Origin of the sequence: Variovorax monticola (assembly GCF_051216855.1) — a bacterium.
Taxonomy (GTDB): Bacteria; Pseudomonadota; Gammaproteobacteria; order Burkholderiales; family Burkholderiaceae_C; genus Variovorax.
In genome coordinates, this window is sequence record NZ_JBPJZP010000003.1 from 152871 (window position 1) to 177370 (window position 24500).

Sequence of the window (24500 nt, forward strand, 5' to 3'; positions counted from 1 at the left end):
TTCAGTTGTGAAGCGCGCGCCGCCCTTCTAGAGTTGCCTTCGATACCCGGATCCCGAGATACCGAAACACAAAGAGAGACACATGACCCCCCGCCTCCTGAACGCCTTCGGCGGCACACGCCGCCTTGCCATCGCCACCCTGGCAGCCTGCGCAGCGCTGTCCCTTGGCAACCCCGCCGGCGCGGCCGGCGCGACCGATGTGCCCTACCCCACCAAGGCGGTGAGGCTCCTCACCAACTTCCCGGCGGGCGGCCCCATCGACATCCTGGCCCGCGCGCTGGCCGATGCGCTGCAAAAGGACCTGAAGCAGCCCTTCATCGTCGACAACCGACCCGGCGCGGGCGGCAACATCGGCGCCGACCTGGTCGCCAAGAGCCCGGCCGACGGCTACACGGTGCTGCTGGGCATCGACAGCACCTTCACCATCAACCCGCACCTGTACGCGGCCATGCCCTTCGCCGCGAAGGACCTGAAGCCGCTGATGATCTTCAGCTCCTCGGGCCTGAGTTTCGGCGTGGCCTCCGGCGTGAAGGCCAAGACGCTGCCCGAGTTCATCGCGCAGGCCAGGGCCGAGCCCGCCACCTTCAGCTCGGCCGGCAACGGCAGCCCGGGCCACATTGCCGCGGAAATCTTCGCCACAGAAACGGGCGCGAAGATCACGCACGTGCCCTACAAGGGCAACGCGCCCGCGGTGCTGGCGCTGATGGGCAACGAGGTGCAGGCCGGCATCCTCGCCACGCCGGGCCTGCTGCCGCAGGTGCAGTCGGGCAAGCTGCGCGCGCTGGCCGTCACCGGCAAGCAGCGCTCGCCGCTGCTGCCGCAGGTGCCCACCGTGGGCGAGCTGGGCCTGAAGGACCTGGAGTTCGAGGTGCTCTACGTCGCCATGGTGCCCGCGGCCACGCCCGAACCGGTGATGCAGACGCTGCGCCAGGCGCTGCAAAAGGCCATGGCCCTGCCCGAGGTCAAGTCGCGCCTCGCCTCGCTCGACATGGTGGCGCTCGGCGAGACCGGCAATGCCGCCAGCGAGCACCTCGCCGCGAGCCAGGCGCGCTACGGGCGCATCGTGAAAGCAACAGGCATGAAGGTCGATTGACACCTTCGGGTTAACCCGGGCAATGGTTGATTTGAACAATCAGATGCCGCGTCTTCAGAATGGTCCGCAACCGCGGACCTCGCGGCCACACTCACCGGCCACCGCCCGAACGACGAAGACCAGGACCTGCCCATCATGCTGACGAACCCGACCTCCATCCCGTCCTCCCTGTCCACCCCGCGCATGACGCGCCGTCTGGTCGGCCTGCTGGCCATCGCCGCCGCCACGGCGGCTTTCGCCACCGGCGCCGCCGCGCAGGCCAAGCTCGAGACCCCCCTGCACCTCGTGGTCGGCTACGCCCCCGGCGGCGCCACCGACCGCGTGGCGCGCATCGTGGGCGACAAGCTCTCGGCCAAGCTGGGCGTGCCGGTGGTGGTCGACAACAAGCCCGGAGCGGGCGGGCGCCTGGCAGCGCAGCAGGTGAAGATCACGCCCGCCAACCAGAACGTGCTGATGCTCGCCAACCCCGCCGTGATGGTGGTCGCGCCGCTGGTCTTCAAGGACAACAACTACGACGCCGAGCGCGACTTCGTGCCCGTGTCGCACGTCAACGACTACGACTTCGCGCTGGCCGTGTCGCCCACCTTGCCCGTGCGCGAACTGAGCCACCTGCTCGCCTGGATGCGCGCCAACCCCGCGCAGGCCAACGTGGGCGTGCCCGCCACCGGCAGCCTGCCGCACTTCTTCGGCCTGATGGTCGGCGAAAAAGCCAAGGTGCAGACGCAGGTGATCGGCTACCGCGGCTCCGCTCCGCTGCTGAACGACCTGATCGGCGGCCAGGTGCCCATGGCGGTGGACACCGAAGACGTGGTGCTGCCGCAGCATGCGGCGGGCAAGCTGCGCATCCTGGCACTGTCGGGTGCCAAGCGCTCGCCGTTCGCGCCGGACATTCCCACCTTCAAGGAAGCCGGCCTCGACCTGTCCGCCACCGGCTGGAACACCTTCTTCGCGCCGACCAGCATGCCCAAGGCCAAGGTCGAGCAGCTGGCCACGGCCATCCGCGAAGTCATGCAGGACCCGGACACGCAACGCAAGTTCAAGGACTCCGGCATGACGCCGGTGGTCAGCACGCAGGCGCAGACCGCCGCGATGCTCAAGGCCTACCGCGCGCAGTGGGCGCCCGTGGTGCAGAAGTCCGGCTACCAGCCTTGAGCCCCCCAACATCCGCAGAGACATGACACGACCCAACATCATCTTCATCGTTGCCGACGACCTCGGCTATGCCGACCTGGGCTGCTACGGCGGGCGCGACGCCGCGTTCGGCCCCGTGTCGCCCGTGCTCGACGGCCTGGCGGCCAACGGGCTGAAGCTCACGCAGGGCTACGCGAACTCGCCCGTGTGCTCGCCCACGCGCTTCGGCATGATCACCGCGCGCTACCAGTACCGCCTGCGCGGCGCGGCCGAGGAGCCCATCAACAGCAAGAGCCGCGGCAGCACCACGCTCGGCCTGCCGACCGACCACCCCACGCTGCCGTCGCTGCTGAAGGCCAGCGGCTACCAGACCGCGCTCATCGGCAAATGGCACCTGGGCTACCCGCCCAGCTTCGGGCCGCTGCGCTCGGGCTACGACGAATTCTTCGGGCCCATGTCGGGCGGCGTCGACTACTTCACCCACTGCGACTCCACCGGCCGACACGACCTGTGGTTCGGCGAGGAAGACAAGAAGGAAGACGGCTACCTGACCGACATTCTTTCGAAGCGCGCGGTCGACTACGTCGAGCGCATGGCCAAGCAAGACGCTCCGTTCTTCCTGAGCCTGCACTACACCGCGCCGCACTGGCCGTGGGAAACGCGCGACGACGCCGAGAAGGCGCCCACCATCAAGGACAACCTGTTCGACCTGGCCGGCGGCAACATCCACGTGTACCGCCGCATGATCCATCACATGGACGAAGGCATCGGCTGGCTCATGGCCGCGCTGGAAAAGCACGGCATCGCGCAGAACACGCTGGTGGTGTTCACCAGCGACAACGGCGGCGAGCGCTTCTCGGACAACTGGCCGCTGGTGGGCGGCAAGATGGACCTGACCGAAGGCGGCATCCGCGTGCCATGGATCGCGCACTGGCCCGCCGTGATCGGCAAGGGCGGCGAGAGCACGCAGCTGTGCATGACGATGGACTGGTCCGCGACCATGCTCGACGCGGCCGGCGTGTCGGCCGACCCGGCCTACCCGCTGGACGGCGTGTCGCTGATGCCTGTGCTGAAGGACGCGACGAAAAGCTTCCGCCGGCCGCTGCACTGGCGCATGAACCACCGGGGGCAGGAAGCCCTGCGCGATGGGGACTGGAAGTACCTGAAGGTGGACGGGAACGAATACCTGTTCAACATTCCCGCGGATGAACGGGAGCGGGCGAACCTGGCCAGGAAGGAACCCGAACGGCTCGCCGCGATGCGGGCGGACTGGGCAGCATGGAATGCGACGATGCCTGCGATTCCGGACGATGCGACGGTCAGCCTGGGGTATTCGGTGAAGGATATGCCGCAGCGGTGAGGGGTCAATCCTTCCGGAGGCACTCGGCAGAAGCAACAACGCCCCGCAATGCGGGGCGTTGTTGCTCTATCGAACGCTGGAGCCGTTCAACCCAGCGGGTCGTACCCCGGCGCCGAGCTGATCTCGGTGGCCTTGAAGACCTTGTGCTGCGCCGTCGGGCCGAGGGCGTCCAGCACCACGATCAGGCGCCACAGCGGCTCGCGGGCCAGCGTGGTGCGTTCTTCGGCGGTAAGCTGGAAGCTCGACACGCCCGAGCCCGTGCCCTTCACCGCGACCCGGAGAAGCGTCGCGCCCTTCGAGTTCGACACTTCGAGGTCGTAGCCGAGGTTCTGCTCGCTCACGTTCTCGGCCTTGTAGCCGTAGCCCTTGAAATGGCGCGTCACGAAAGCGAGCGCGGCAGACAAAATTTCTTCCTGCGAGGCCTGGCTGGCCACCACCGGGGCCAGCACTTCGGGCTCCGGCACGTTGCTGCGCGCCTTGGCGGTCTTGATTTCTTCGTGGCTCGGAACCCAGCCGCGCGGGCCGCGCACGAGCACGGCCAGCTTGTCGTCGAGTTCCCAGCTGGCCACGTGCCATTCGTCTTCGTCGCGCACGCGCGTGGACACCTTGGCGTCCTTGTTGCTCTCGAGCTCGACGATGGCGATGCGGTTGGTCTGCACCACGGCGCGAAAGCCCGTGCCTGCGTCCCAGGTGCGCTTGAGCAACGACAGGCGGTCCTTGGCGCGCTGCACCTGGTGGGCGCTGCGCGCGCCGCCGTCGGCACGGCGCTGCACGTCGAGCGGCTCGAGGCAGAACCAGCGTCCGCCGGTGCCCACGCTCACCCATTCGGCCCAGATGGTGGCGATGACGTTGTCGCCCGTGGCGAGCCAGGCGTGGTCGAACGGCTTTTCGCGGGCGTCGAACACACCCATCTTGGCAACGATTTCGACGGGGGTGAGCCGTGGTCCGGACAATCGCTTTTCATTGATGACAGCGAGTACCTGGGGATCGACTTCGTTTTCCATTCAGCGGGCTTCTGGCGAGTTATAGGGGGGCTGGGGAGTATGACATCCGTCAGTCGGCAGGGCGCCACATGCCGGATTCAGGGCACACGATGGCCCGGGCGCTGTTCAGCCAGACCTGCTCTTCGCCCAGTTGCAGCGCGGTGGCGGGGTCGGTGTCGAAGGGGACCCGGAGCGCGCGGCCCGCGGCGGTGTCTTCGAGCGGAAGCTCCCAGGTCAGGAACACCAGGGTGCAGTCCTGGCCGGGTGCGAAATCGGCCGCATCGAAGCCGCTGGCGCCGCGCCGGACCACGGCATGGGGCTGCCCGGTGTCGAACACCACGGCCGTGCCCCGGGTCAGGGGCATGCGAACGCCCGCGCCGGGAAAATGCAGGTCGAGGCCCTTGTCCTCGCTCAGGAAGAGATTGCAGAAGGCCGCGCCGCCGTATTGCTCGCCGTCGTGGTGATAACGCGCGCCGCGGCAGGCCATGAGGGCGACGTCGCTGGCGGCCAGCACGTCCGGCAGGCCCAGAGTGCGCGTCCAGTCGGACGCAGCCTGCACGCAGTGCCCGTAGTCCGGCCAGCGCATGCGTGCGCGGGCCAGGGGCAGTTCTTCCACGTCGCCCGGTTCCAGGGCCAGGCGCGAAGCGATGTCACGCTCCCAGTCCGCCACCAGGCGCGCGGGCGGCTCGGGCACGTCGAGCGTGCCCGACAGCACGACATTGCTCACGTCCCGGCTGCGAATGGAGTCGCCACTCCAGAAGTAGGACGTGAGACGTGGTGGCGCGTGTCGAGGTCGATCGGATGAGGTCATTCGCGTTCGCGGGCAAGTGCAGAAACAAGTCTTCTCTTTTACAGCCAGACGGCGGTCCCGCTATCACTGGAATTAAATGGTTCTATTCGCCTGAAGCCGGCATCTGTCAGAGAATTTGCCGGTCCCCACAGCACACACCAGGAGAACCCCCATGAGCAGTGACAAGACCGAAGCCAAGTGTCCTTTCAGCCAGGCCGCAGGCGCCGGCACCACCAACCGCGACTGGTGGCCCGAGCAACTGCGCGTGGACCTGCTGCACCAGCACTCGTCCAAGTCCGACCCGATGGGCATCGGCTTCGACTACGCCACCGAGTTCAAGAGCCTCGACCTGGCCGCTGTCAAAAAAGACCTGGCCGCGCTGATGACCGACTCGCAGGACTGGTGGCCGGCCGACTTCGGCCACTACGGCCCGCTGTTCATCCGCATGGCCTGGCACAGCGCCGGCACCTACCGCATCGGCGACGGCCGCGGCGGCGCCGGTCGCGGGCAGCAGCGCTTCGCACCGCTCAACAGCTGGCCCGACAACGTGAGCCTGGACAAGGCCCGCCGCCTGCTCTGGCCGATCAAGCAGAAGTACGGCAAGAAGATTTCGTGGGCCGACCTGATGATCCTCACGGGCAACGTCGCGCTCGAGACCATGGGCTTCAAGACCTTCGGCTTCGCCGGTGGCCGCGCGGACGTGTGGGAACCCGACCAGGACGTGTACTGGGGCCGCGAGAAGACCTGGCTCGGCGGTGACGTGCGCTACGCACAAGGCTCGCCCGGCGTCGACAAGGACCGCGGTGTGCTCGTGAAGGACGACGACAGCAAGGTGCCGCACACGCGTGACCTGGAGAACCCGCTGGCTGCCGTGCAGATGGGCCTGATCTACGTGAACCCCGAAGGCCCGGACGGCAACCCCGACCCGCTGGCCGCGGCGCGCGACATCCGCGACACCTTCGCACGCATGGCCATGGACGACGAGGAAACCGTGGCGCTCATCGCCGGCGGCCACAGCTTCGGCAAGACCCATGGCGCGGCCGAGGCGTCGAATGTGGCGCACGAACCCGAGGCGGCCGGCATCGAGGCCCAGGGCTTCGGCTGGAAGAACAGCTTCGGCACCGGCAAGGGCGGCGACACCATCACCAGCGGCCTGGAAGTGACGTGGACCACCACACCCACGAAGTGGAGCAACAACTTCTTCGAGAACCTGTTCGGCTTCGAATGGGAGCTCACCAAGAGCCCCGCGGGCGCCCACCAGTGGGTGGCCAAGGACGGCGCCGGTGCCGGCACCATTCCGCATGCGCACGACCCGTCGAAGCGCCTTGCGCCGACCATGCTCACCACCGACCTGTCGCTGCGCATCGATCCGGCCTACGAAAAGATTTCGCGCCGCTTCCTCGAAAACCCCGATCAGTTCGCCGACGCCTTCGCCCGCGCCTGGTTCAAGCTGACGCACCGCGACATGGGGCCGCGCGTGCGCTACCTCGGCCCGGAAGTGCCGGCCGAAGAGCTGATCTGGCAAGACCCGATTCCCGCGGTCGACCATGCACGGGTCGACGCGCACGACGTCGCGGCGCTGGGCCAGAAGGTGCTGGCCTCGGGCCTCACACCGGCGCAGTTGGTGGCAACCGCCTGGGCCTCGGCCTCGACCTTCCGCGGCTCCGACAAGCGCGGCGGCGCCAACGGCGCGCGCATTCGCCTGGCACCGCAGAAGGACTGGGCCGTCAATGAGCCCGCTCAGCTGGCCAAGGTGCTGCAGGTGCTGGAAGGCATTCGCGGCGAGTTCAACGCGGCGCAATCGGGTGGCAAGCAGATCTCGCTGGCCGACCTGATCGTGCTGGCCGGTGGCGCCGGTGTGGAGCAGGCCGCGCGCAACGCGGGCCGCGAGATCAAGGTGCCGTTCACGCCGGGCCGTGCCGACGCCTCGCAGGCGCAGACCGACGTGCCCTCCTTCGCGCCGCTGGAACCCGCCGCGGACGGCTTTCGCAACTACACCAAGGCGCGCTTCAGCGTGCCAGCCGAAGTGCTGCTGGTCGACCGGGCACAGCTGCTCACGCTCACGGCGCCTGAAATGACGGTGCTGGTCGGCGGCCTGCGCGTGCTGGATGCCAACGTCGGCCAGAGCAAGCACGGCGTGTTCACCGGCAAGCCGGGCGCGCTGAGCAACGACTTCTTCGTGAACCTGCTCGACATGGGCACGGAATGGAAGCCGGCCTCGGGCGACAACGCGCAGTACGAAGGGCGCGACCGCAAGTCGGGCGAACTCAAGTGGACCGGCACACGCGCCGACCTGGTCTTCGGCTCGAACGCGCAACTGCGCGCCATCGCCGAGGCCTACGGCAGCGCCGATTCGCAGGACAAGTTCGTTGCCGACTTCGTGGCCGCATGGACCAAGGTGATGAACCTCGACCGGTTCGACATCGCCTGACCCCGCGGCGCCGGCCGCACCGCTTCAAGCGTGTGCGCCCGGCGCGCGCTCAATCGTTGCCGAACACCGGCTTGCGCTTTTCCACGAAGGCGCGCACCGCTTCGCGGTGGTCGCCGGTCATGTGCGCAATGGCCTGGTAGCCCGCCGACATCTCGAGCAGCGACTCGAGCGTGCTGCGCTCCCCTTCGCGCAGCAGCCGCTTGGTCATGCGCAGCACGCCGCCCGGGTTGGCGGCGATGCGCGCGGCGAGCTTCAGGCTTTCTGCCATCAGCTGCTCATTCGGCACCACGCGCGACACCAGGCCGCAGGCCAGTGCTTCCTGCGCCGTGAGCAGGTCGCCGGTGAACGCCATTTCCGACGCCTTCGACATGCCCACCACGCGCGGCAGCAGCCACGCGCCGCCATCGCCCGGCACAATGCCGACCTTGACGAAGCTCTCGGCGAAGGTCGCCTTGTCCGACGCGATGCGGATGTCGCACATGCAGGTCAGGTCCATGCCCGCGCCGATGGCCGCACCGTTCACCGCCGCGATCACAGGCACGTCGAGGTTGTAGAGCGCCCTGGGCAGGCGCTGAATGCCGTTGCGGTACTCCTCGCGAATGACCTCGGGCGAAAGGCCCTGCTTTTCATAGCGCTGCATGTCCTTCACGTTGCCGCCCGAGCTGAACACGGGGCCGGCACCGGTAAGCACCACCACGCGGATGCTGCGGTCCAGCGTGACCTGCGCGCAGGCCTGCACGATCTCGTCGACCGCTGTGTTGCCCGTGAGCGCGTTGCGCGTTTCGGGCTGGCTCATGGTCAGCGTGAGGATGGCGCCGTCGCGCTCGGACTTCAAAAACGTCGTCATGGGGGTTCTCTTTTCAAGCAAGGTCGGTGGTGGCGCGCACGAGGTCGAGCGCAAGGCCCTGGCTGTGGTCCACCAGCGCGGTGCCGACGACGTCGTGCCAGTAGGACTCCGACCCGCCCGCCTGGCGCCAGGCGTGCAGGCGGCGCGTGTACAGCTGCAGGTCGAACTCCTCGGTGAAGCCGATGGCGCCGTGGATGGAATGGCTCAGCGCCGCCACTTCGAGCGCGGCCTCGCTGGTGCGCGCCTTGGCGATGGCCACGCGCAACGGGTCGGCGCTGCAGCCCATCTGCGCGGCCATGCGGGCGGCGAAGGCGTGCTCGGAAATCACGCCCAGCTGGTGTTGAATGGCCTGGAACTTGCCGATGGGCCGGCCGAACTGGTTGCGGTCGTTGGCGTACTGCAGCGTGCGCGTGAACACGCTCATGAGCACGCCGGCGAGCTGCGCGGCGAGCACGCAGGCCAGCGGCACGCGCACGTCGGCCACACCCGGCACCGGCAACGCGGCGGCCTGCGCGGGCGCAGACCACGACAGCGTGGCGTCCAGCGGCGCGACGGCGGCGGCCGACGCTGCCGCATCCACCGGCAGCAGCAGGCAGGTCTTGCCCAGCCCCAACTCCAACTCCAACCCCACCAGCACCCAGTCGGCCACGCGGCCGAAGCTCACGCGCTCGCACACCAGCGTGCCGTCGCCCTGCAGCCGGCCCTGCGCCAGCGCGATGCTGCCGCCGGGCCGTGGCACGCCCGCCTGCGTCAGCTGCAAGCGCGCCACCATGGTCTCGGCCAGCGGCACGGGCACCACGAAGGCGCCGCAGAGTTCGAGCAGGGGAAAGGCATCGGCCAGCGAGAGGCCCGCGCCGCCTTCGGCCTCGGGCAGCAGCGCATCGGCGAAGCCCGATTCCTCGATGGCCTCCCACAGCGCTTGCGCCGATTGCCCGCCTTCGATGCCGCGCACGGCCTGCAGCGTGCAGCGGTCGGTGAGTACGCCGCGCAGGGCGTCGATGTAGATGTCATCCATCGTCTGTGGTCCTTGTGGTGTCAACGCAGGCCGAGGCCGCGCGCGATCATTCCGCGCAGGATGTCGCGCGTGCCGCCGCGCAGCGAGAACGACGGCGCCACCTGCGTCACGTAGTCGAGCGTGCGCAGCAGTTCGAGCGGAACGTGCTGCCCGTCGCGCCCGTACAGGTCGTCTGCAATGGCCGCGGGAATGAGCTGCTCCACGGCGGTGCCCAGGTCCTTGACGAGCGCGGCCTCCACGATGGGGCTGCCGCCCTGCGCCACCTTCTCGGTGACGGCGAGCGACATGGCGCGCAGCGGTGCGAGCTGGCTCAGTATCTTGCCGGCCAGCCGCACCGATGCGGGCGTGCGGCCGGCCTCGGTGCGCACGAAGGCCAGCCACTCGTCGAACAGCACGATGCTGGAGAACAGCCGCTCGGGCCCGCTGCGCTCGAAGGCCAGCTCGGCCGTCACCTGCTCCCAGCCCTTGCCCTCTTCGCCGATGAGCGCGTCGGGTGCGAGCGCCACGTTGTCGAAGAACACCTCGCAAAAATGCGAGTCGCCCGACAGGTCGGTGATGGGCCGCACGGTCACGCCCGGCAGGCCCAGGTCGACGATGACCTGCGACAGGCCCTTCTGCCTGTCTTGTGCGTCGCCCGAGGTGCGCACGAGCGCGATCATGTACTGGCAGTGGTGCGCGTTGGTGGTCCAGATCTTCTGGCCGTTCAGCGTGAAGCCTTCGGCGGTACGCACGGCGCGGGTGCGCACGCTGGCCAGGTCGGAGCCGGCGTTCGGCTCGCTCATGCCGATGCAGAAGAACGACTCGCCGCGGCAAATGGGCGGCAGGTAGAAGCGCTTTTGCGCCTCGGTGCCGTACTTCAGGATGAGCGGCCCGCTCTGGCGGTCGGCGATCCAGTGCGAACCGACGGGCGCGCCGAAGTTCAAGAATTCTTCGACCAGCACATAGCGCGCGAAGGCGCTGCGCCCGCCGCCGCCGTATTCCTTCGGCAGCGTGATGCCGAGCCAGCCGCGCCGGCCGAGTTCGCGGCTGAAGGCGGCGTCATAGCCCGACCACGACTTGGCGCGAACGTGCGCGGGCACGTGGGCGAGCGCATCGGAAAGAAAGGCCCGCACGGGCGCGCGCAGCGCCTCGTCTTCGGGCGGGATCGCGGTCATCGACAGCGAGGTCAGCGCGCTCATGCGACCACTCCTTGTTGAATCAATTCGGCAATCGCCTCCGGCGCCATGCCCATCACGTCGGCCAGCACGTCGCGCGTGTCCTGGCCCAGCAGCGGCGGCGCCCGGCGGTACTGCACCGGCGTGCGCGACATGCGCAGCGGACTGGCCACGAGCGGAATCTCGCCCGCCACCGGATGCGTCATGCGGATCTGCGTGCCGCGCGCCTTCACCTGCGGATCTTCGAACACATCGGCGATGGTGTTGATGGGCCCGCAGGGCACGCCCACCTGCTCGAACAGCGCGATCCACTCGGCGGCGCCGCGCGTGACGGTGAGCTCGCGCATCAGCGCGATCAGCACCGTGCGGTGGGCGATGCGGTCGGCGTTGGTTTTGAAGCGCGCATCGTCGGCCCACTCCGCATGCCCGACCGCGCGGCAGAAGTTGCCGAACTGCCCGTCGTTGCCGATGGCCAAAATCATGAAGCCGTCTCGCGTCGGAAAGTCCTGGTACGGCACGGTGTTCGGGTGCGCGTTGCCCATGCGCCCGGGCGATCCGCCGTACAGGTGGTTCATGCCCTGGTTGGCAAGGCAGGCCACCTGCACGTCGAGCAGCGCCAGGTCGATGTGCTGGCCCACGCCCGTGAGGTCGCGCGACTGCAGCGCGGCCAGGATGGCGGTGCTCGCATACAGCCCCGTGAGGATGTCCGTCAGCGCCACGCCCACCTTCATCGGGCCCGCGCCCTCTTCCCCGTCGGCGCGGCCGGTGATGCTCATGAGCCCGCCCATGCCCTGCATGAGAAAGTCGTAGCCCGCTCGCTGCGCATACGGCCCCGTGTGGCCGAAGCCGGTGATTGAGCAATACACCAGCCGCGGGTTGACCGCATGCAGCGACGCGTGGTCGAGCCCGTACTGCGCGAGGCTGCCGACCTTGAAGTTCTCGATGACCACGTCGCAGCGCTGGGCCATCTCTCGCACCAGCGCCTGGCCCGCAGCGGTGGTGAAGTCGATGGCGACCGACTTCTTGTTGCGGTTGGCGCAGAGGTAATAGGCCGAGTCGCGCGTGTCTTCGCCCTCGCGGTCTTTCAGGAAGGGCGGCCCCCACAGGCGCGTGTCGTCGCCGCGCCCGGGCCGCTCGATCTTGATGACCTCCGCGCCCAGGTCGCCCAGCGTCTGGCTGGCCCAGGGCCCGGCCAGCACGCGCGACAGGTCGAGCACGCGGATGTGCGACAGCGCGCCTGGCGAAGGTTGTGCGTGCGGGTTTTTCATCGGCGCTTCCTTACTGCTGCTCGACATTGGCCTTGACCGCAATGCGCTTCCACAGCTGGATTTCCGCGGCCTGGAAGGCACGCATTTCCTCGGGCCCGCCGCGCATCACCTCGGCGCCGATGCGTTCGTAGAACTCGCGCGTCTCGGGCATGGTTTCGATCTTCGTCAGCAAGGCTGCCAGCTTGTCGGTCTCGGCCTTCGGCGTCTTCGAAGAAACCATCGCGCCGACCCAGGTGTAGGCCGCGAAGCCCGGCAGGCCGGCCTCGCTGGCGGTGGGCACCGAAGGCAACGCGGGAATGCGCTTGTCGGCCGCCACGGCAAGCGCATGCACCTTGCCCGACCTGGCCAGCTCCTGCACGCTGGTGATCTCGGCGAAGGCCATGTTCACCGTGCCCGAGACCACCGCGATGACCGCCTCGCCCGCGCCCTTGAAAGGCACATGCGCCGTGTGCACCTTGGCCGCGTCGTTGAACAGCTCGGACATCAGCTGGTAGCCGGCCGAGCCCGCGCCGTAGTTCAGCACGCCGGGCCTGGCCCTGGCGCCCGCAATGAGGTCGGCCAGCGTCTTGTATTCGGAGTCGCCGGGCACCACCACGAGCGCGGGCGAACGCATCATCATGGTGAGCGGCGCCAGGTCGGCCACCGGGTCGTAGGGCAGCGACTTGAACAGCGCCACGTTCACCGCCAGCGTCGAGTTGCTGCCGACGAACACGGTGTAGCCGTCGGCCGGCGCGGAGAGCACCGCCTTCACCGCGATGAAACCGTTGGCGCCGGGCTTGTTCTCCACCACCACCGGCTGGCCGGTGAGTTCGGTGAGCTTGCGGCTGAAGTAGCGCGCCGAGGTGTCGGTGCCGCTGCCGGGCGGGAACGGCACGACGAACTTGATGGGCTTCGACGGAAAGTCCGCCGCCGTCTGCGCCGCTGCGGGGCCCGCGCCGAACACGGCCGCCAGTGCCAGCAACGGCGCGATGAGCTTGGTGGGAAATGTCATGTGCGGCGCCTTCAATCGAGCGTCACGCCCGTGGCCTTGACCACGCCGGCCCAACGGGCCAGTTCCTTCTTCACGTAGGCACCGTACTCCTGCGGCGTGGAGCCCAGCGGCTCGGCGCCCTGCAGCGCCAGGCGGTCGCGCACGTCGGGCGACTTCAGCGCCTTGACGATCTCGGCGTTGAGCTTGTCGACCACGGCCGGCGGCGTGCCCGCGGGCACCATCACGCCTTGCCATGCCCCTACCTCGAAGCCCGGCATGCCCGACTCGGCCAGCGTGGGCACGTCGGGAAACAAGGTCATGCGCCTGGCCGTGGTCACGGCCAGCATCTTCATGCGCTTGTCGCGCACGAAGCTCATCACCGAGTTGACGGTGTCGGTCATGAACTGGATCTGCCCGCCCACCAGGTCGACGTCGGCCGGCGCGCTGCCCTTGTAGGGCACGTGCGTGGCCTCCAGGCCGTTGGCCTGCACGAACTGGAAGGCGCCCAGGTGCGTGACGTTGCCGTTGCCCGCCGAGCCGTACGAGAGCTTGCCCGGATGCGCCTTGGCGTAGGCCACGAACTCTTTGACGGTGTTGGCCGGAATGGACGGATGCACGACGAGCGCGAGCGGCACCACGGCCACCAGCGCCACGGGAGCGAAGTCTTTCTGCACGTCGTACGACACGCTCTTGTAGAGCGCCGGGCTCAGCGTGATCGACGAGGTGTTGTAGAGCACGGTGTAGCCGTCGGCCGGGGCCTTGGCCACCAACTGCGCGCCGATGTTGCCGTTGGCGCCACCGCGGTTGTCCACCAGCACGGTCTGCCCCATCTGCTCGCCGAGCTTCTGCGCAAGCACGCGCGCGACCAGGTCGGTCGGGCCGCCCGGCGGGAACGGCACGATCATGGTGATGGGCTTGGCCGGGTAGGCGGCGCCCTGCGCGAAAGCGCCCGGGGCGGCAAGGCCGAGCAGCGCGGCGGCCGTGGCGAGCGCCAGCCGACGCCGCGTGGGGAAGCGGGATGCATGCATGTCTTTTGTCTCCGTTGTGGTTACGTGTCGTTCGAAATCAGTGCGCGCCACTTGCGAAATCCGCGCGGCCCGCGAGCAGGCGGCGCGCGTCGTAGTGCATGACACAGCGGCCGTGCTGGTTGAAGACCTCGATGCGCGAATCGACGATGGCACGCCCGCCCTTCGACGTCGGGCGGATGCCGGTCACTTCGACGACGGCCTCGATGCTGTCGCCCACCAGCACGGGCGCGTGGATCTTCTGCACCAGCTCCAGCATCGCCAGGCCCGTGCCCTGGATCATGGTCTGCAGGATGAAGCCCTCGATCAGCGTGTAGGTGAGCGCGGCCGGCACCGGGCGGCCGGCGATGGCGCTGCCTTCGTAGTCGGCATCGATGAAGATCGCCTCCAGCATGCCGGTCACGCCGATGAAGTTGACGAGGTCGGTTTCGGTCACGGTGCGGCGGAAGGTGCGCAGGCGCTGGCCGACCGCAAGGTCCTGCCAGACGAAGCCCTGGCCCAGGCGGGGCAGCGCGCGGTGTTCGGGTGAGAACTGGGGCAAGTCGGTCATCGCGGGGTCTCCATGAGGCTGTCGATCTGTGCGCCGGACCAGCCGGCCGCGGCAAGGCTTTCGCGGGTGTGCTCACCCAGGCGCGGCGGCATGCGCACGGGGGGCCGCACGCCGTCGAATTTCACGCTCACGCCGGGGAAGCGCATCGAGCCCATGCGGGGGTCTTCGAGCTCGGTGAAGAAGCCGGTCGCCACCAGGTGCGGGTCGTCGGGCAGATCGTCGAGCCGGCCGATGGGCGCGGCCGGGATCTCCAGCCGCTCGCAGGTGGCGAGCCAGTGGGCCGTGGTGCCGCTCGCCACGAAGCTGCCGGCCAGCTCCAGCAGGTCGCCGATGTGCTGCGTGCGCGCCGCCATGTCGGCGAAGCGCGGGTCGCTGGCCATGGCGGGCTCGCCCACCTCGGTGAAGAAGCGCTGCCAGTGCTGGGTGGTGTACGGCATCATGCAGATGTGCCCGTCGGCCGTGCGCCACGGACGCCGCCACGGCGTGAGCACCCGCGGGTAGCCGGCCGGCGCGAGCGGCGGCTCGAAGTGCCGCCCGTACATGTGCTCCACAAGGTTGAAGGCCACCATGGTCTCGAACATCGGTATCTCCACGAAGCAGCCGCGCCCCGTGCGCTCGCGCTGGAACAGCGCCGCGAGGATGGCCTGCGCACCGACCAGCGCGCAGGTCTTGTCGGCCGCGATGGTGGGCAGGTAGCGCGCCTCGCCGCCCTGCTGCGCCATCAGCGCCGACAGGCCCGACATGCCCTGGATCACATCGTCGTAGGCCGGCCGCCCCGCGTAAGGCCCGCCCTGCGCAAAGCCGTGCAAGCCGGCGTACACCAGCCGCGGAAAGCGCTGCATGAGCGTCTCGGGGTCTATGCCCAGCGCCGCCAGCTTCTGCGGGCGCATGCTGTGCATGAACACGTCGGCACCGGCCAGCAGCGCCATCAGCGCCTCGCGCGCGGCGGGACGCTTGAGGTCGAGCACCACGCTCTTCTTGCTGTGGTTGCTGCCGAGGAACACGGCCGACATGCCGGCCTCGGTGGCCGGGCCGGTGTGGCGGGTGGAGTCGCCCTCGGGCGGCTCGATCTTGATCACCTCGGCACCGTAGTCGGCAAGCGTCTGGCTCGCCAACGGTCCGAACACCACGCTCGAAAGGTCGAGCACCTTCACGCCCTGCAAGGGAAGCATCGTCTGTTTGTCTCCTGGCGCCCATTCTGGGAAGCGCAGGCCATGCCGTCCAATATCAAATTCCCGCTCTGTGATACCTTTTGGAGATCATGGACACACGCCAGCTTTGCCACTTTCTCGCCCTGGCCGAAACGCTCAACTTCCATCGCGCGGCCGAGCGGCTGCACATGGCGCAGCCGCCGCTGTCGGCCTCCATACGGCGGCTCGAAGAACAGGTGGGCGTGCCGCTGTTCGTGCGCAACCGGCGCGGCACCGAGCTCATGCCGGCCGGGGCTGCCGCTCTGGAGAACGCGCGGCGCGCGGTGTTCCACACCGAGCAGTTCGCGCTGGCCGCGCAGGCCGCCTCACGCGGCGAGGCCGGCACGCTGCGCGTGGGCTTCGTCGGCTCGGCCACCTATGCGCTGATGCCGCGCGTGCTGCCGAGCTTCAGGGCGCGCTACCCGGGCGTGCACCTGCAGCTGGCCGAATCGACCACTGCGCGCATCGTCGAGATGGTGGAAAGCGGCGACGTCGACGTGGGGCTGGTGCGCTTTCCCATCGGGCGGGCATGCAAGGCGCGCATCTTTCCGGTGGAGCGCGACGTGTTCATGGCGGCGCTGTCGATCGACCACCCGCTGGCGCGGCGCCGGCGGCTCACGCTGGCCGACCTGGCGCAGGAAACCTTCGTGATGTACGGCGCCATGGAGGTGCCGGGCCTGCACGCCGCGGCGCTGCTGGCATGCCAGCAGGCGGGCTTCATTCCGAACGTGCAGCAGGAGGCGGTGCAGGTGCAGACGCTCATCAGCCTGGTGGAAAGCGGCCTGGGCGTGGCGCTGGTGCCCTCGGTCGCGGCGCGGCACGTGGCGCGCAACATCGTCTTCAAGAAGCTCGCCGGACCGGGCGCGCAGACGGCCATCGGCATTGCGCTGGCGTTGCCGCCGGGCGGGCAGACCTCGGCGGCGCAGCGCTTTCAGGAGAGTGTGCTGGAGCAGCCGCCCACATGAAAGCGCCGCGCCTGCTGGCGCTCAGGTCTTGCCGGCGAAGCTCAGCGCACCGGTCAGGTCACCCATGGGGTGGCTGCCGTTCTTCACCAGCGCGGTGTCGCGCTCGACCAGGCCCTGCAGCGGCGCCAGCGACCAGCGGTGCGTGATGAAGCGCAGCGTGGAGGCGGTGTCGTACTGGGTCTTGTCGACGAAGCCCTTCTTCGCGAACGGCGAAACGATCAGCGCGGGAATGCGCGTGCCAGGGCCCCAGCGGTCGCCCTTGGGCACGGCGGCGTGGTCGTAGAAGCCGCCGTTTTCGTCGTACGTGACGACCACGAGCATGTTCTTCCACTGCGGGCTGGCCTGCAGCTTGGCGAGCACGTTGGCGATATGGGCGTCGCCGTCGGCCACGCTGGCATAGCCGGCGTGCTGGTTCAGGTTGCCCTGCGGCTTGTAGAAGCTCACGGCGGGCAGCGTGCCGGCGGCGGCGGCGCTCAAGAAGTCGGCGTCGAAGTCCTTCAGGTGGGCGGCGCGCGCGTCGGGGTGGGCCTGCGGGTCGAAGGCCGCGTAGTAGTTGAACGGCTGGTGGTGGAACTGGAAGTTCGGCGTCTGCGCGGCGGGCGGCACGGCCGCGGGGAACACGCGGTTGCCCGTGGCGATGGCCGTGGTGTCCTTCCACGCGCCGCCGTACCAGGCCCAGCTCAGGCCCTTGGCGGTGAGCAGGTCGCCGATGGTGGCCTGCGTCTGCGGGGGCAAGGTGTTGGCCTTGGTCGGGTCTGCGAACAGTTTGCTGGTGTCGCCGGCCGACGGTGCGTTGCTGCTGGGCTGGTACGGCGGCTGCATGGTGTTCACGGCGTAGAAGTTGCCGTTGGCATCCTTGGGCGTGAGCGTGCTGTCGTTGACGTACGTGGGGGCGCCGTTCAGCACAGTCGTCGGCGCGTTGGTACCGGGCGTGAGGCGCACGAAGGCGCCGTTGGCATCGGTGTCGATGGCCGAGATCGAGCCCTTGGCCGGCGACGCGGCCGCATCGGCATTCGGGTACTGCGGCGCGCAGGCGCACACCAGGTACTGGTGGTTCAGGAACGAGCCGCCGAAAGCGCCCATGAAGAAGTTGTCGGCCAGCGTGAAGTTCTTCGCCACCTGCCACAGTTGCATCTTGGTGCCGTCGTAGTAGCCCATGCTGAGGCCGCCGGCGTCCGAGTAGGCGGCGAACTTGTCATTCTTGCCGCCGTCGATCTGCATCTGGTTGTTGTAGAAGCGATGCACCAGGTCGCGCGAAATCACCGTCTGCGGCACCTGCGTGCCGGTGTTGAAGAAGCCCGCATCGGCGTCGATCTGGAACATCCGGTTGGGCATGCCCACGGTCTGCGCCTGCGTGATAGTGGTGGTCTGGCCGCCGGCCGTCACGCCGCCCCACACGGGCGGCAAGGTCGGCAGCGTCGAGCCATCGAAGTCCTTCTGCGGCTCGGGCGTGGTGGTCGACGAACTCGGGTTCACGCCCGGAATGCCGTTGGCGCCCGGGAACAGGCCGTACAGGTTGTCGAAGCCGCGGTTTTCCGCGTAGATCACGACCACGTTGGTGATCTGGTCGAGTGCGAAGCGGTTGCGCAGCGCGGCGATCACGTCGCCGCCGGGGCCGGCCTCGGCCACCGCTTCGGCGATGCGCTCGAGCGACTGGTCGATCTCGTTCTGCAGCGCGGTCTTCACGGCCGCGTCGCTCACCTTGTTGTGGTCCGCGAGCAGTTGGGCTTCGCTCACGCCGATGCGTGCGGCCAGCGCGGTGCGCGCGGCGGCGAGGTTGCCGCCATTGGCGTCCATCAACGCGACGAGCTCGGTGGTGATGGCGTTCACCACGCCGTTGGCGCCGGCCGGCGCGCGGAACACCAGCGGCTGGGTGACGGCGGTCTCGGTGTTGGTGGCGGGGTCGAAGCGCTTGCTGGCGGTGCCGATCTCGGCCACCACGGCGCCCTGGCCGTCGAGCGTGAACGCGCCGTTGGCGTCGGTGGTGGTGCTGGCTTCACCGGTGTCGCAACGGCCGTTGTTGTTGGCGTCGATGCAGACTTTGGCGTTGCGGTAGTAGCTGCCGGTGACCACGCCCGTGGTCGACGCCGTGCTGCTGCCGCCGCCGCTGCCACTGGAAGGAAAGCTGAAGAAGCCTGGTCCGTTGTTGTCGCCGCCGCCGCAGGCAACGACCAGCGCCGCCGCGGCGATGGCTGTCGGCCAGGGGGACAGGTGACGCATGAGTCTGCGTGCGCGGGCAGGCGCACTGCTGCGTTGGAAGGGGGTCATCATGTGTGGTGTTATGAGGTGTGGATGAGCCAGACCGGTGGTCGGGCGGCGTGATGCTCGGCGGGGCGCATGACAGCCATGTTTCAATTCGTCGTACGCGGCTCTTGCTAATTCGGGGCTAAGAAATCTACTGCGCATGTCACGCCGCTGACATGTGCGAAACCGATCCTCGTTGGCTGCCCGCGGCCCGCCCGCTCATCGCGCTCCTGGCGCTGCTCCACGTGCTCCCGACGACCCGTTCCCTTCGCCACCTGGCGCCGCTGGCCGCGACCGCCCTGCTCTTCGGCCTGCTGGCGGCCTGCGGTCCCGATGCGTCCTTGTCGTCGCCTGCCGCCGCACCGGCGCCGCAGGCCGCGCCAACGCCGGCGCCGACGCAGCCCGCCTACGTCGGCGCCACCTACGCGCCTGTGCCGGGCCACCCGCAACCGAGCGCCGCGCAACTCACCGACATCGGCCGGCGCATCTTCTTCGACGGCAGCCTCTCCGGTTCGGGCAAGGCCTCGTGCGCGAGCTGCCACGATCCGCAGCACGCCTGGGGCCCGCCCAATGCGCTGTCGGTGCAGTTGGGTGGCGCGGACGGCAAGCAGGAAGGCCCGCGCGCGGCACCCTCCTTGCGCTACCTGGAAACGCTGGCCGCCTTCACCGAACACCACCACGACAACGACGGCGACGACAGCATCGACGCGGGCCCCACCGGCGGCCATATGTGGGACGGCCGCGCCGGCTCCACGCACGAGCAGGCGGGCATGCCGCTCTTGTCGGCGGCCGAGATGGGCAATGCGTCGGTCCAAGACGTGGCCGCCAAGCTCGAACGCGCGGCCTACGCCAGCGAACTGCGCAAGGCTTTCGGAGACGACGTGTTCCGGAACCCGGACGCAGCCTTCAAGGCGGCCGGCCTCGCGCTCGAAGTGTTCCAGCAGTCGCCGACGGATTTCTATCCCTTCACCAGCAAGTACGACGCGGTGCTGCGCGGCCAGGCGAAGCTGAGCGTGGCTGAGGCGCGCGGGCTTCGGCTGTTCAACGACGAGGGCAAGGGCAACTGCGCCTCCTGCCATATCAGCGAACGCACGCAGGACGGCGCGTTTCCGTTCTTCACCGACTTCGGCCTGATTGCGCTGGGTGTGCCGCGCAACCGCACGCTGAAGGCGAATGCCGACCCCGCGTTCCACGACCTCGGCCTGTGCGGCCCCTACCGCACCGACATGAAGGACCACCCCGAATACTGCGGCCTGTTCCGCACACCCTCACTGCGCAACGTGGCGGTGCGGCAGAGCTTCTTTCACAACGGGGTGGTGCACTCGCTGGAGGAAGCCATCCGCTTCTATGCACAGCGCGACACCGCGCCGCAGCGCTGGTATGCGCACACCCGCAACGGCATCGTGCAGCAGTACGACGACCTGCCCCGGCAGTACCACGCCAACTTGAACACCGACGCACCCTTCGGCCAGAAGCGCGGCGACAAGCCTGCCCTGACCGAAGCGGAGATCCGCGACGTGGCGACGTTCCTGCGCACGCTGACCGACGCGGACCAGAAGAACGCGCCGATCGCTGCAGTGCGCCAGCGAAGCTGAGCGGCAAGCCGCCTGATCGACCCTCGCGTCAGATCCGCCCCCGCCACACAGCGAAGCACGACGTTCGCACGAATGCACGCGCACCGGGCATGCATCGCCTGCAGGCTCCTGCTTCAGGCATCTTCACTGTATCGGTTTGACTTTATTTTAGATATATCTAAAATAATTCCGATACACATCAAGAAGGATGCCCTCATGCGACATTTCCACGCAGCCCATCACCACTGCCGCACCGCACGCGGCGAACATGAAGACGGCCTTTCCGGCGGCCGCGAACACCGTGGCGAACACCGTGGCGGACGCGGCGGCGGTGGCGGCGGACGCGTGTTCGGCCACGGTGGCCTGCGCTTCGTGCTGCTGCAGCTCATCGCCGACAAGCCGGCCCACGGGTACGAGCTGATCAAGGCCATCGAAGACCGCCTCGGCGGCAGCTACGCGCCGAGCCCCGGCGTGGTCTACCCCACCCTCACGCTGCTCGAGGAAATGGGCTACCTCAGCGTGGAAACCGCCGACAACGGCGGGCGCAAGCGCTACAGCATCACCGACAGCGGCCGCGACTTTTTGGCGGCCAACCGCGAGACGGCCGACGCCATGATGTCCCGCATGAGCGGCGGCGTCGACGGCGCCGGCCCGCGCGGCGGCCGCCCGCCGCAGGTCACGCGCGCCATCGAGAACCTCAAGCTCGCCATGCGCATGCGCCTGTCCGGCACGCCGCTGACCGAACAGCAGGCGCACGACTTCGCGGCCGTGCTCGACAGCGCGGCGCAGCAGATCGAAAAGATCTGAACGCCCGGCCGCCGACGTCCTTCACCCCCATCTCAACCCGCCCTGCTCACCCAGGACCTCTGCAATGACCGACTTCAGTACCTCATCTGCTTCCACTGCCCCCGACCGCACACCGCGCCGGGTGCGCCACGACCTGCGTTTTCGCCAGCTCACGGTGAAGACCGCCGAGCGCGTGACGCCGCACCTGATCCGCATCACGCTCACGGGGGACGACCTCGCGGGCTTCAACAGCCCCGGCTTCGACGACCACGCGAAGATCTTCTTTCCCGACGCGGCCACCGGCACGCTCACGCTGCCGACCGCCGGGCCCGACGGTCCGGTGTGGCCCGCGAGCGGCCGCCCGACCATGCGCGACTACACGCCGCGCCGCCACGACGCGCAAGCCGGCACGCTGGAGATCGACTTCGCGCTGCACGACGCCGGCCCCGCCACGCAATGGGCCGAGCGGGCCAGGCCCGGCGACGTCGTCGGCGTGGGCGGCCCGCGCGGCTCGTTCATCGTGCCGACCGGCTTCGACTGGCACCTGCTGATCGGTGACGACACCGCCCTGCCCGCCATCTCGCGCCGACTGGCCGAACTGCCCGCCGGTGCGCGCGCGGTGGTGCTGGCGGAAGTCGACAGCGAGGCCGACGAACTGCCGTTCGAGACACAGGCCGAGCTCACGCTGCAATGGGTGCACCGCCGCGGCGCCGAGCCGGGCACGAGCCCCGTGCTGGTCGATGCGCTGAAGGCGGCGACGCTGCCGGCCGGCGACTTCCACGCGTGGGTGGGTTGCGAGTCGGCCGTCGCCAAGGCGCTGCGCGCGCACCTGATCGGCGAGCGCGGCGCGAACCCGAAGTGGACGCGGGCCTCGGGCTACTGGCGTCGCGGTGCGGTGGCCACGCACGATTCGCACGACGAGTGACCGGTCTTGCTCCTTCCCCTTCCGGGGGAAGGCCGGGATGGGGGCAGGCTTTCGATCAAGGGCTGCGTTTGCGCTGATGCCGCCGTTCCCCCACCCCTGCCCTCCCCCAGCGGGGGAGGGAGAAATACACAAGCTCAGTGCGGCACTTCCGCCGGGCCCGATGCCGCCGCATTCCGCCGTGGGCTCTTGATCAGCAGCAGCAGCAGCGGAATCGCCAGCACCGTGATGACCATCATGATTCCGAAGTCGTCCAGGTAGCCGATCAGCGCGCCTTGCCGCGTCACCTCGGCGTTGATCAGCGCCAGTCCGGTGATCGTGTCGGGCGACATGATCTGCGGCAGCGTCGCCAGCGCCTGGTTGCCCGGCGCCACGGTCGCGGCGATCTGCGCGTGCGCCTTGCTCGAGCCTTCGGTCAGCAGCGCCTGCACGATCGAGATGCCCACGCTGCTGCCGATGTTGCGCAGCAGGCTGAAGATGGGCGTGCCCTGGTTGCGCAGACGCGGCGCCAGCGTGGCGAAGGTGGCGGTCGACAGCGGCACGAAGGTGAAGCCGATGCCCAGGCCCTGGATGAAACCCGAGACGATGATCAGCGAGCTGTCCATCTGCAGCGTGAGCCGCGTCATCTGGTAGAGCGAGAACGCCGTGAGCCCGAAGCCCACCGCCATGATCGCGCGCACGTCGATGCGCTGCACCAGCCGCCCCACGATGATCATCGCGATCATCGTGCCCACGCCCCGCGGCGCGGTCACCTCCCCGGTGTAGATCACCGGATAGCCCATCAGCCCCTGCAAAAAGTTGGGCAGCAGCGCCATGGTCGCGAACAGGATCATGCCGACGATGAACGCGAACAGCAGGCCGGTGACGAAGTTGCGGTCTTTCAGCAAGTCGCGGTCGAAGAACGACACGCCCTGCACGGTCCAGGTGTGGACCACGAAGAAGCCGAAGGCCACCAGCGCGGCAGCCGCCTCGAGCTTGATTTCCCACGAGTCGAACCAGTCGAGTTGCTCGCCGCGGTCCAGAAAGAGCTGCAGCATGCCGATGGCCAGGCTCAGCGTGACGAAGCCGAAAATGTCGAGCTTCTCGCCCTGCGGCCTGCTCTCGGGCAAGTAGCGCGCAATGCCCCAGAACGCGAAGATGCCCACCGGCAGGTTGATGAAGAACACCCAGCGCCAGTCGAAGTTCTCGGTGAGCCAGCCGCCCAGCAGCGGCCCGAGGATGGGCCCGACCATGATGCCCGCGCCCCAGATGGCCATGGCCTGGCCCACCTTCTCGCGCGGGTTGATGTCCAGCAGCACCGCCTGAGACAGCGGCACCAGCGCCGCGCCGAACACGCCCTGCAGCAGGCGCGCGGCGACGATGCCGACCAGCGAGGTCGCCAGCCCGCACAGCGCCGAGGCCACCGTGAAGCCGATGACCGAGATGATGAACACGCGCCGCCGGCCCCAGTGGCCGCACAGCCACCCGGTCAGCGGCAGCGCGATGGCCGAGGCCACGATGTACGAGGTGAGCACCCAGGTGATCTGGTCCTGCGAGGCCTGCAGGCTGCCCTGCATGTGCGGTAGCGCGACGTTGGCGATGGTGGTGTCCAGCGCCTGCATGATGGTCGCCAGCATGATCGAGACGGTGATCATCCCTTTGTGCGGCACGGTGGTTCCGGGGGCGACGCTCATGGCTTCTGCCCTCCCCCGGTGATGTCCGCAAGACTGCCCTGTACCCGGCTCAGCAGGTTCAGCAGCTGCGCGCGCTCGGCCTGCGTCAGCACCGACATCACGCGCGCATTGAGCCCGTCGCTGATGCTCAGCGCGGCGTCGAGCGCCTTCTCGGCGCTGGGTTCCAGGTGGATCTTGTTGACGCGGCGGTCGGTGGCACTGGGCTCGCGGCGGATCCAGCCGGCCGCGGCCATGCGGTCGCACAGTCCGGCCACGGCCATCGGTGTCAGGTCGAGCCGCTGCGCCAGTTCGGTCTGCGACAGCGGCTCGACCTCGTCCGGGTCGCCGTGCATGGCCAGCGCGCCGAGCAGGCGGCACTGGGCGCTGGTGAGGCCGATGCGTTCGCGCGCCAGGCGGTCGAACTCTTCGATGTAAAGCTTGCCGACGCTCTTGACCAGAAAGCCGAAACGCTGGGCGAAGTCCCTTTTCATAAGGGACTGGATTATCTACATGTTTATTAGTTTGGCATTAGCAACGGCCCGGCGGGGCC

The 24500-nt window shown here is 68.7% G+C and carries 21 protein-coding genes; 8 read left to right on the plus strand and 13 right to left on the minus strand.

From position 1 onward, the window contains the following. The first annotated feature begins 82 nt into the window (after window positions 1-82). The 3 genes from ACSFA5_RS11850 to ACSFA5_RS11860 all read left to right on the plus strand — a co-directional run bounded on the left by ACSFA5_RS11850 (window position 83) and on the right by ACSFA5_RS11860 (window position 3584). A complete protein-coding gene (locus ACSFA5_RS11850; protein WP_435444229.1) occupies window positions 83-1093 on the plus strand; it encodes a Bug family tripartite tricarboxylate transporter substrate binding protein in 1011 nt (336 codons plus the stop codon). A 183-nt stretch (window positions 1094-1276) separates the two neighbouring features. Beyond that, window positions 1277-2245, plus strand: coding sequence for a Bug family tripartite tricarboxylate transporter substrate binding protein (locus ACSFA5_RS11855; RefSeq protein ID WP_435444754.1), 969 nt, complete (start codon window positions 1277-1279; stop codon window positions 2243-2245). A gap of 22 nt (window positions 2246-2267) precedes the next feature. Next, window positions 2268-3584, plus strand: a complete 1317-nt coding sequence (locus tag ACSFA5_RS11860) for a sulfatase family protein (protein ID WP_435444230.1) — start codon at window positions 2268-2270, stop codon at window positions 3582-3584. 86 nt (window positions 3585-3670) lie between these two features. Here ACSFA5_RS11860 and ACSFA5_RS11865 read toward each other — a convergent pair whose 3' ends face one another. Further along, on the minus strand, window positions 3671-4537 hold the full coding sequence (locus tag ACSFA5_RS11865; RefSeq protein WP_435444231.1) for a protein NO VEIN domain-containing protein: 867 nt from the start codon (window positions 4535-4537) through the stop codon (window positions 3671-3673). A gap of 100 nt (window positions 4538-4637) precedes the next feature. Beyond that, window positions 4638-5378: a hypothetical protein gene (locus ACSFA5_RS11870; RefSeq protein WP_435444232.1), complete on the minus strand. Its 741-nt coding sequence runs from the start codon at window positions 5376-5378 to the stop codon at window positions 4638-4640. Between the two features lie 151 nt (window positions 5379-5529). On the opposite strand from ACSFA5_RS11870, the gene katG reads away from it, so the two are divergent. After that, window positions 5530-7788: a catalase/peroxidase HPI gene (katG, locus tag ACSFA5_RS11875; RefSeq protein ID WP_435444233.1), complete on the plus strand. Its 2259-nt coding sequence runs from the start codon at window positions 5530-5532 to the stop codon at window positions 7786-7788. Window positions 7789-7837: 49 nt separating this feature from the next. Here the strand turns inward: katG and ACSFA5_RS11880 are convergent, their stop codons facing one another. From ACSFA5_RS11880 to ACSFA5_RS11915, 8 genes are read right to left on the minus strand one after another with little or no spacing between them, the layout of a single operon-like run. After that, entirely contained in the window at window positions 7838-8635 is a 798-nt protein-coding gene (locus tag ACSFA5_RS11880) for a crotonase/enoyl-CoA hydratase family protein (RefSeq protein ID WP_435444234.1), read from the minus strand. Window positions 8636-8648: 13 nt separating this feature from the next. Next, complete coding sequence (locus ACSFA5_RS11885) at window positions 8649-9650, minus strand: acyl-CoA dehydrogenase family protein (protein ID WP_435444235.1); 1002 nt, start codon at window positions 9648-9650, stop codon at window positions 8649-8651. A 20-nt stretch (window positions 9651-9670) separates the two neighbouring features. Further along, window positions 9671-10828 carry an acyl-CoA dehydrogenase family protein gene (locus ACSFA5_RS11890; RefSeq protein WP_435444236.1) on the minus strand — a complete coding sequence of 386 codons (1158 nt, stop codon included), beginning with the start codon at window positions 10826-10828 and terminating at the stop codon, window positions 9671-9673. Further along, window positions 10825-12072, minus strand: coding sequence for a CaiB/BaiF CoA transferase family protein (locus ACSFA5_RS11895; RefSeq protein WP_435444237.1), 1248 nt, complete (start codon window positions 12070-12072; stop codon window positions 10825-10827). Before ACSFA5_RS11895 ends, ACSFA5_RS11890 begins: the two co-directional genes overlap by 4 nt. A gap of 10 nt (window positions 12073-12082) precedes the next feature. Next, complete coding sequence (locus ACSFA5_RS11900) at window positions 12083-13063, minus strand: Bug family tripartite tricarboxylate transporter substrate binding protein (RefSeq protein ID WP_435444238.1); 981 nt, start codon at window positions 13061-13063, stop codon at window positions 12083-12085. Window positions 13064-13074: 11 nt separating this feature from the next. Continuing rightward, window positions 13075-14070: a tripartite tricarboxylate transporter substrate binding protein gene (locus ACSFA5_RS11905; RefSeq protein ID WP_435444239.1), complete on the minus strand. Its 996-nt coding sequence runs from the start codon at window positions 14068-14070 to the stop codon at window positions 13075-13077. A gap of 37 nt (window positions 14071-14107) precedes the next feature. Beyond that, complete coding sequence (locus ACSFA5_RS11910; RefSeq protein WP_435444240.1) at window positions 14108-14617, minus strand: MaoC family dehydratase; 510 nt, start codon at window positions 14615-14617, stop codon at window positions 14108-14110. Then, window positions 14614-15789: a CaiB/BaiF CoA transferase family protein gene (locus ACSFA5_RS11915; RefSeq protein ID WP_435444241.1), complete on the minus strand. Its 1176-nt coding sequence runs from the start codon at window positions 15787-15789 to the stop codon at window positions 14614-14616. Before ACSFA5_RS11915 ends, ACSFA5_RS11910 begins: the two co-directional genes overlap by 4 nt. Before the next feature lie 89 nt (window positions 15790-15878). Here ACSFA5_RS11915 and ACSFA5_RS11920 point away from each other — a divergent pair, with 89 nt between their 5' ends. Beyond that, a complete protein-coding gene (locus tag ACSFA5_RS11920; RefSeq protein ID WP_435444242.1) occupies window positions 15879-16772 on the plus strand; it encodes a LysR family transcriptional regulator in 894 nt (297 codons plus the stop codon). A 21-nt stretch (window positions 16773-16793) separates the two neighbouring features. Here the strand turns inward: ACSFA5_RS11920 and acpA are convergent, their stop codons facing one another. Next, window positions 16794-18992 carry an acid phosphatase gene (gene acpA, locus ACSFA5_RS11925; RefSeq protein WP_435444243.1) on the minus strand — a complete coding sequence of 733 codons (2199 nt, stop codon included), beginning with the start codon at window positions 18990-18992 and terminating at the stop codon, window positions 16794-16796. Between the two features lie 200 nt (window positions 18993-19192). Here acpA and ACSFA5_RS11930 point away from each other — a divergent pair, with 200 nt between their 5' ends. The 3 genes from ACSFA5_RS11930 (at window position 19193) to ACSFA5_RS11940 (ending at window position 22301) form a co-directional block, all read left to right on the plus strand. After that, window positions 19193-20611, plus strand: coding sequence for a cytochrome-c peroxidase (locus tag ACSFA5_RS11930; RefSeq protein WP_435444244.1), 1419 nt, complete (start codon window positions 19193-19195; stop codon window positions 20609-20611). 195 nt (window positions 20612-20806) lie between these two features. Continuing rightward, complete coding sequence (locus tag ACSFA5_RS11935; protein ID WP_435444245.1) at window positions 20807-21397, plus strand: PadR family transcriptional regulator; 591 nt, start codon at window positions 20807-20809, stop codon at window positions 21395-21397. Window positions 21398-21461: 64 nt separating this feature from the next. Then, a complete protein-coding gene (locus ACSFA5_RS11940) occupies window positions 21462-22301 on the plus strand; it encodes a siderophore-interacting protein (protein ID WP_435444246.1) in 840 nt (279 codons plus the stop codon). A gap of 134 nt (window positions 22302-22435) precedes the next feature. Here the strand turns inward: ACSFA5_RS11940 and ACSFA5_RS11945 are convergent, their stop codons facing one another. Both ACSFA5_RS11945 and ACSFA5_RS11950 read right to left on the minus strand, forming a co-directional pair. Further along, window positions 22436-23971 (minus strand): DHA2 family efflux MFS transporter permease subunit, encoded by a 1536-nt coding sequence (locus ACSFA5_RS11945; RefSeq protein ID WP_435444247.1) that lies wholly within the window; start codon window positions 23969-23971, stop codon window positions 22436-22438. Continuing rightward, on the minus strand, window positions 23968-24441 hold the full coding sequence (locus ACSFA5_RS11950; RefSeq protein WP_435444248.1) for a MarR family winged helix-turn-helix transcriptional regulator: 474 nt from the start codon (window positions 24439-24441) through the stop codon (window positions 23968-23970). The genes ACSFA5_RS11945 and ACSFA5_RS11950 overlap by 4 nt, the downstream gene beginning before the upstream one ends. Window positions 24442-24500: the final 59 nt, after the last annotated feature.

Excerpts from the sequence above, each read along its gene's own strand:
- katG (WP_435444233.1), top strand. The coding sequence starts at position 5,530 with ATGAGCAGTGACAAGACCGAAGCCAAGTGTCCTTTCAGCCAGGCCGCA.
- ACSFA5_RS11855 (WP_435444754.1), top strand. The coding sequence starts at position 1,277 with ATGACGCGCCGTCTGGTCGGCCTGCTGGCCATCGCCGCCGCCACGGCG.
- ACSFA5_RS11940 (WP_435444246.1), top strand. The coding sequence starts at position 21,462 with ATGACCGACTTCAGTACCTCATCTGCTTCCACTGCCCCCGACCGCACA.
- ACSFA5_RS11860 (WP_435444230.1), top strand. The coding sequence starts at position 2,268 with ATGACACGACCCAACATCATCTTCATCGTTGCCGACGACCTCGGCTAT.
- ACSFA5_RS11850 (WP_435444229.1), top strand. The coding sequence starts at position 83 with ATGACCCCCCGCCTCCTGAACGCCTTCGGCGGCACACGCCGCCTTGCC.
- ACSFA5_RS11885 (WP_435444235.1), bottom strand. The coding sequence starts at position 9,650 with ATGGATGACATCTACATCGACGCCCTGCGCGGCGTACTCACCGACCGC.
- ACSFA5_RS11900 (WP_435444238.1), bottom strand. The coding sequence starts at position 13,063 with ATGACATTTCCCACCAAGCTCATCGCGCCGTTGCTGGCACTGGCGGCC.
- acpA (WP_435444243.1), bottom strand. The coding sequence starts at position 18,992 with ATGCGTCACCTGTCCCCCTGGCCGACAGCCATCGCCGCGGCGGCGCTG.
- ACSFA5_RS11950 (WP_435444248.1), bottom strand. The coding sequence starts at position 24,441 with ATGAAAAGGGACTTCGCCCAGCGTTTCGGCTTTCTGGTCAAGAGCGTC.
- ACSFA5_RS11895 (WP_435444237.1), bottom strand. The coding sequence starts at position 12,072 with ATGAAAAACCCGCACGCACAACCTTCGCCAGGCGCGCTGTCGCACATC.
- ACSFA5_RS11870 (WP_435444232.1), bottom strand. The coding sequence starts at position 5,378 with ATGACCTCATCCGATCGACCTCGACACGCGCCACCACGTCTCACGTCC.
- ACSFA5_RS11890 (WP_435444236.1), bottom strand. The coding sequence starts at position 10,828 with ATGAGCGCGCTGACCTCGCTGTCGATGACCGCGATCCCGCCCGAAGAC.
- ACSFA5_RS11945 (WP_435444247.1), bottom strand. The coding sequence starts at position 23,971 with ATGAGCGTCGCCCCCGGAACCACCGTGCCGCACAAAGGGATGATCACC.
- ACSFA5_RS11915 (WP_435444241.1), bottom strand. The coding sequence starts at position 15,789 with ATGCTTCCCTTGCAGGGCGTGAAGGTGCTCGACCTTTCGAGCGTGGTG.
- ACSFA5_RS11910 (WP_435444240.1), bottom strand. The coding sequence starts at position 14,617 with ATGACCGACTTGCCCCAGTTCTCACCCGAACACCGCGCGCTGCCCCGC.
- ACSFA5_RS11905 (WP_435444239.1), bottom strand. The coding sequence starts at position 14,070 with ATGCATGCATCCCGCTTCCCCACGCGGCGTCGGCTGGCGCTCGCCACG.
- ACSFA5_RS11920 (WP_435444242.1), top strand. The coding sequence starts at position 15,879 with ATGGACACACGCCAGCTTTGCCACTTTCTCGCCCTGGCCGAAACGCTC.
- ACSFA5_RS11880 (WP_435444234.1), bottom strand. The coding sequence starts at position 8,635 with ATGACGACGTTTTTGAAGTCCGAGCGCGACGGCGCCATCCTCACGCTG.
- ACSFA5_RS11930 (WP_435444244.1), top strand. The coding sequence starts at position 19,193 with ATGTGCGAAACCGATCCTCGTTGGCTGCCCGCGGCCCGCCCGCTCATC.
- ACSFA5_RS11935 (WP_435444245.1), top strand. The coding sequence starts at position 20,807 with ATGCGACATTTCCACGCAGCCCATCACCACTGCCGCACCGCACGCGGC.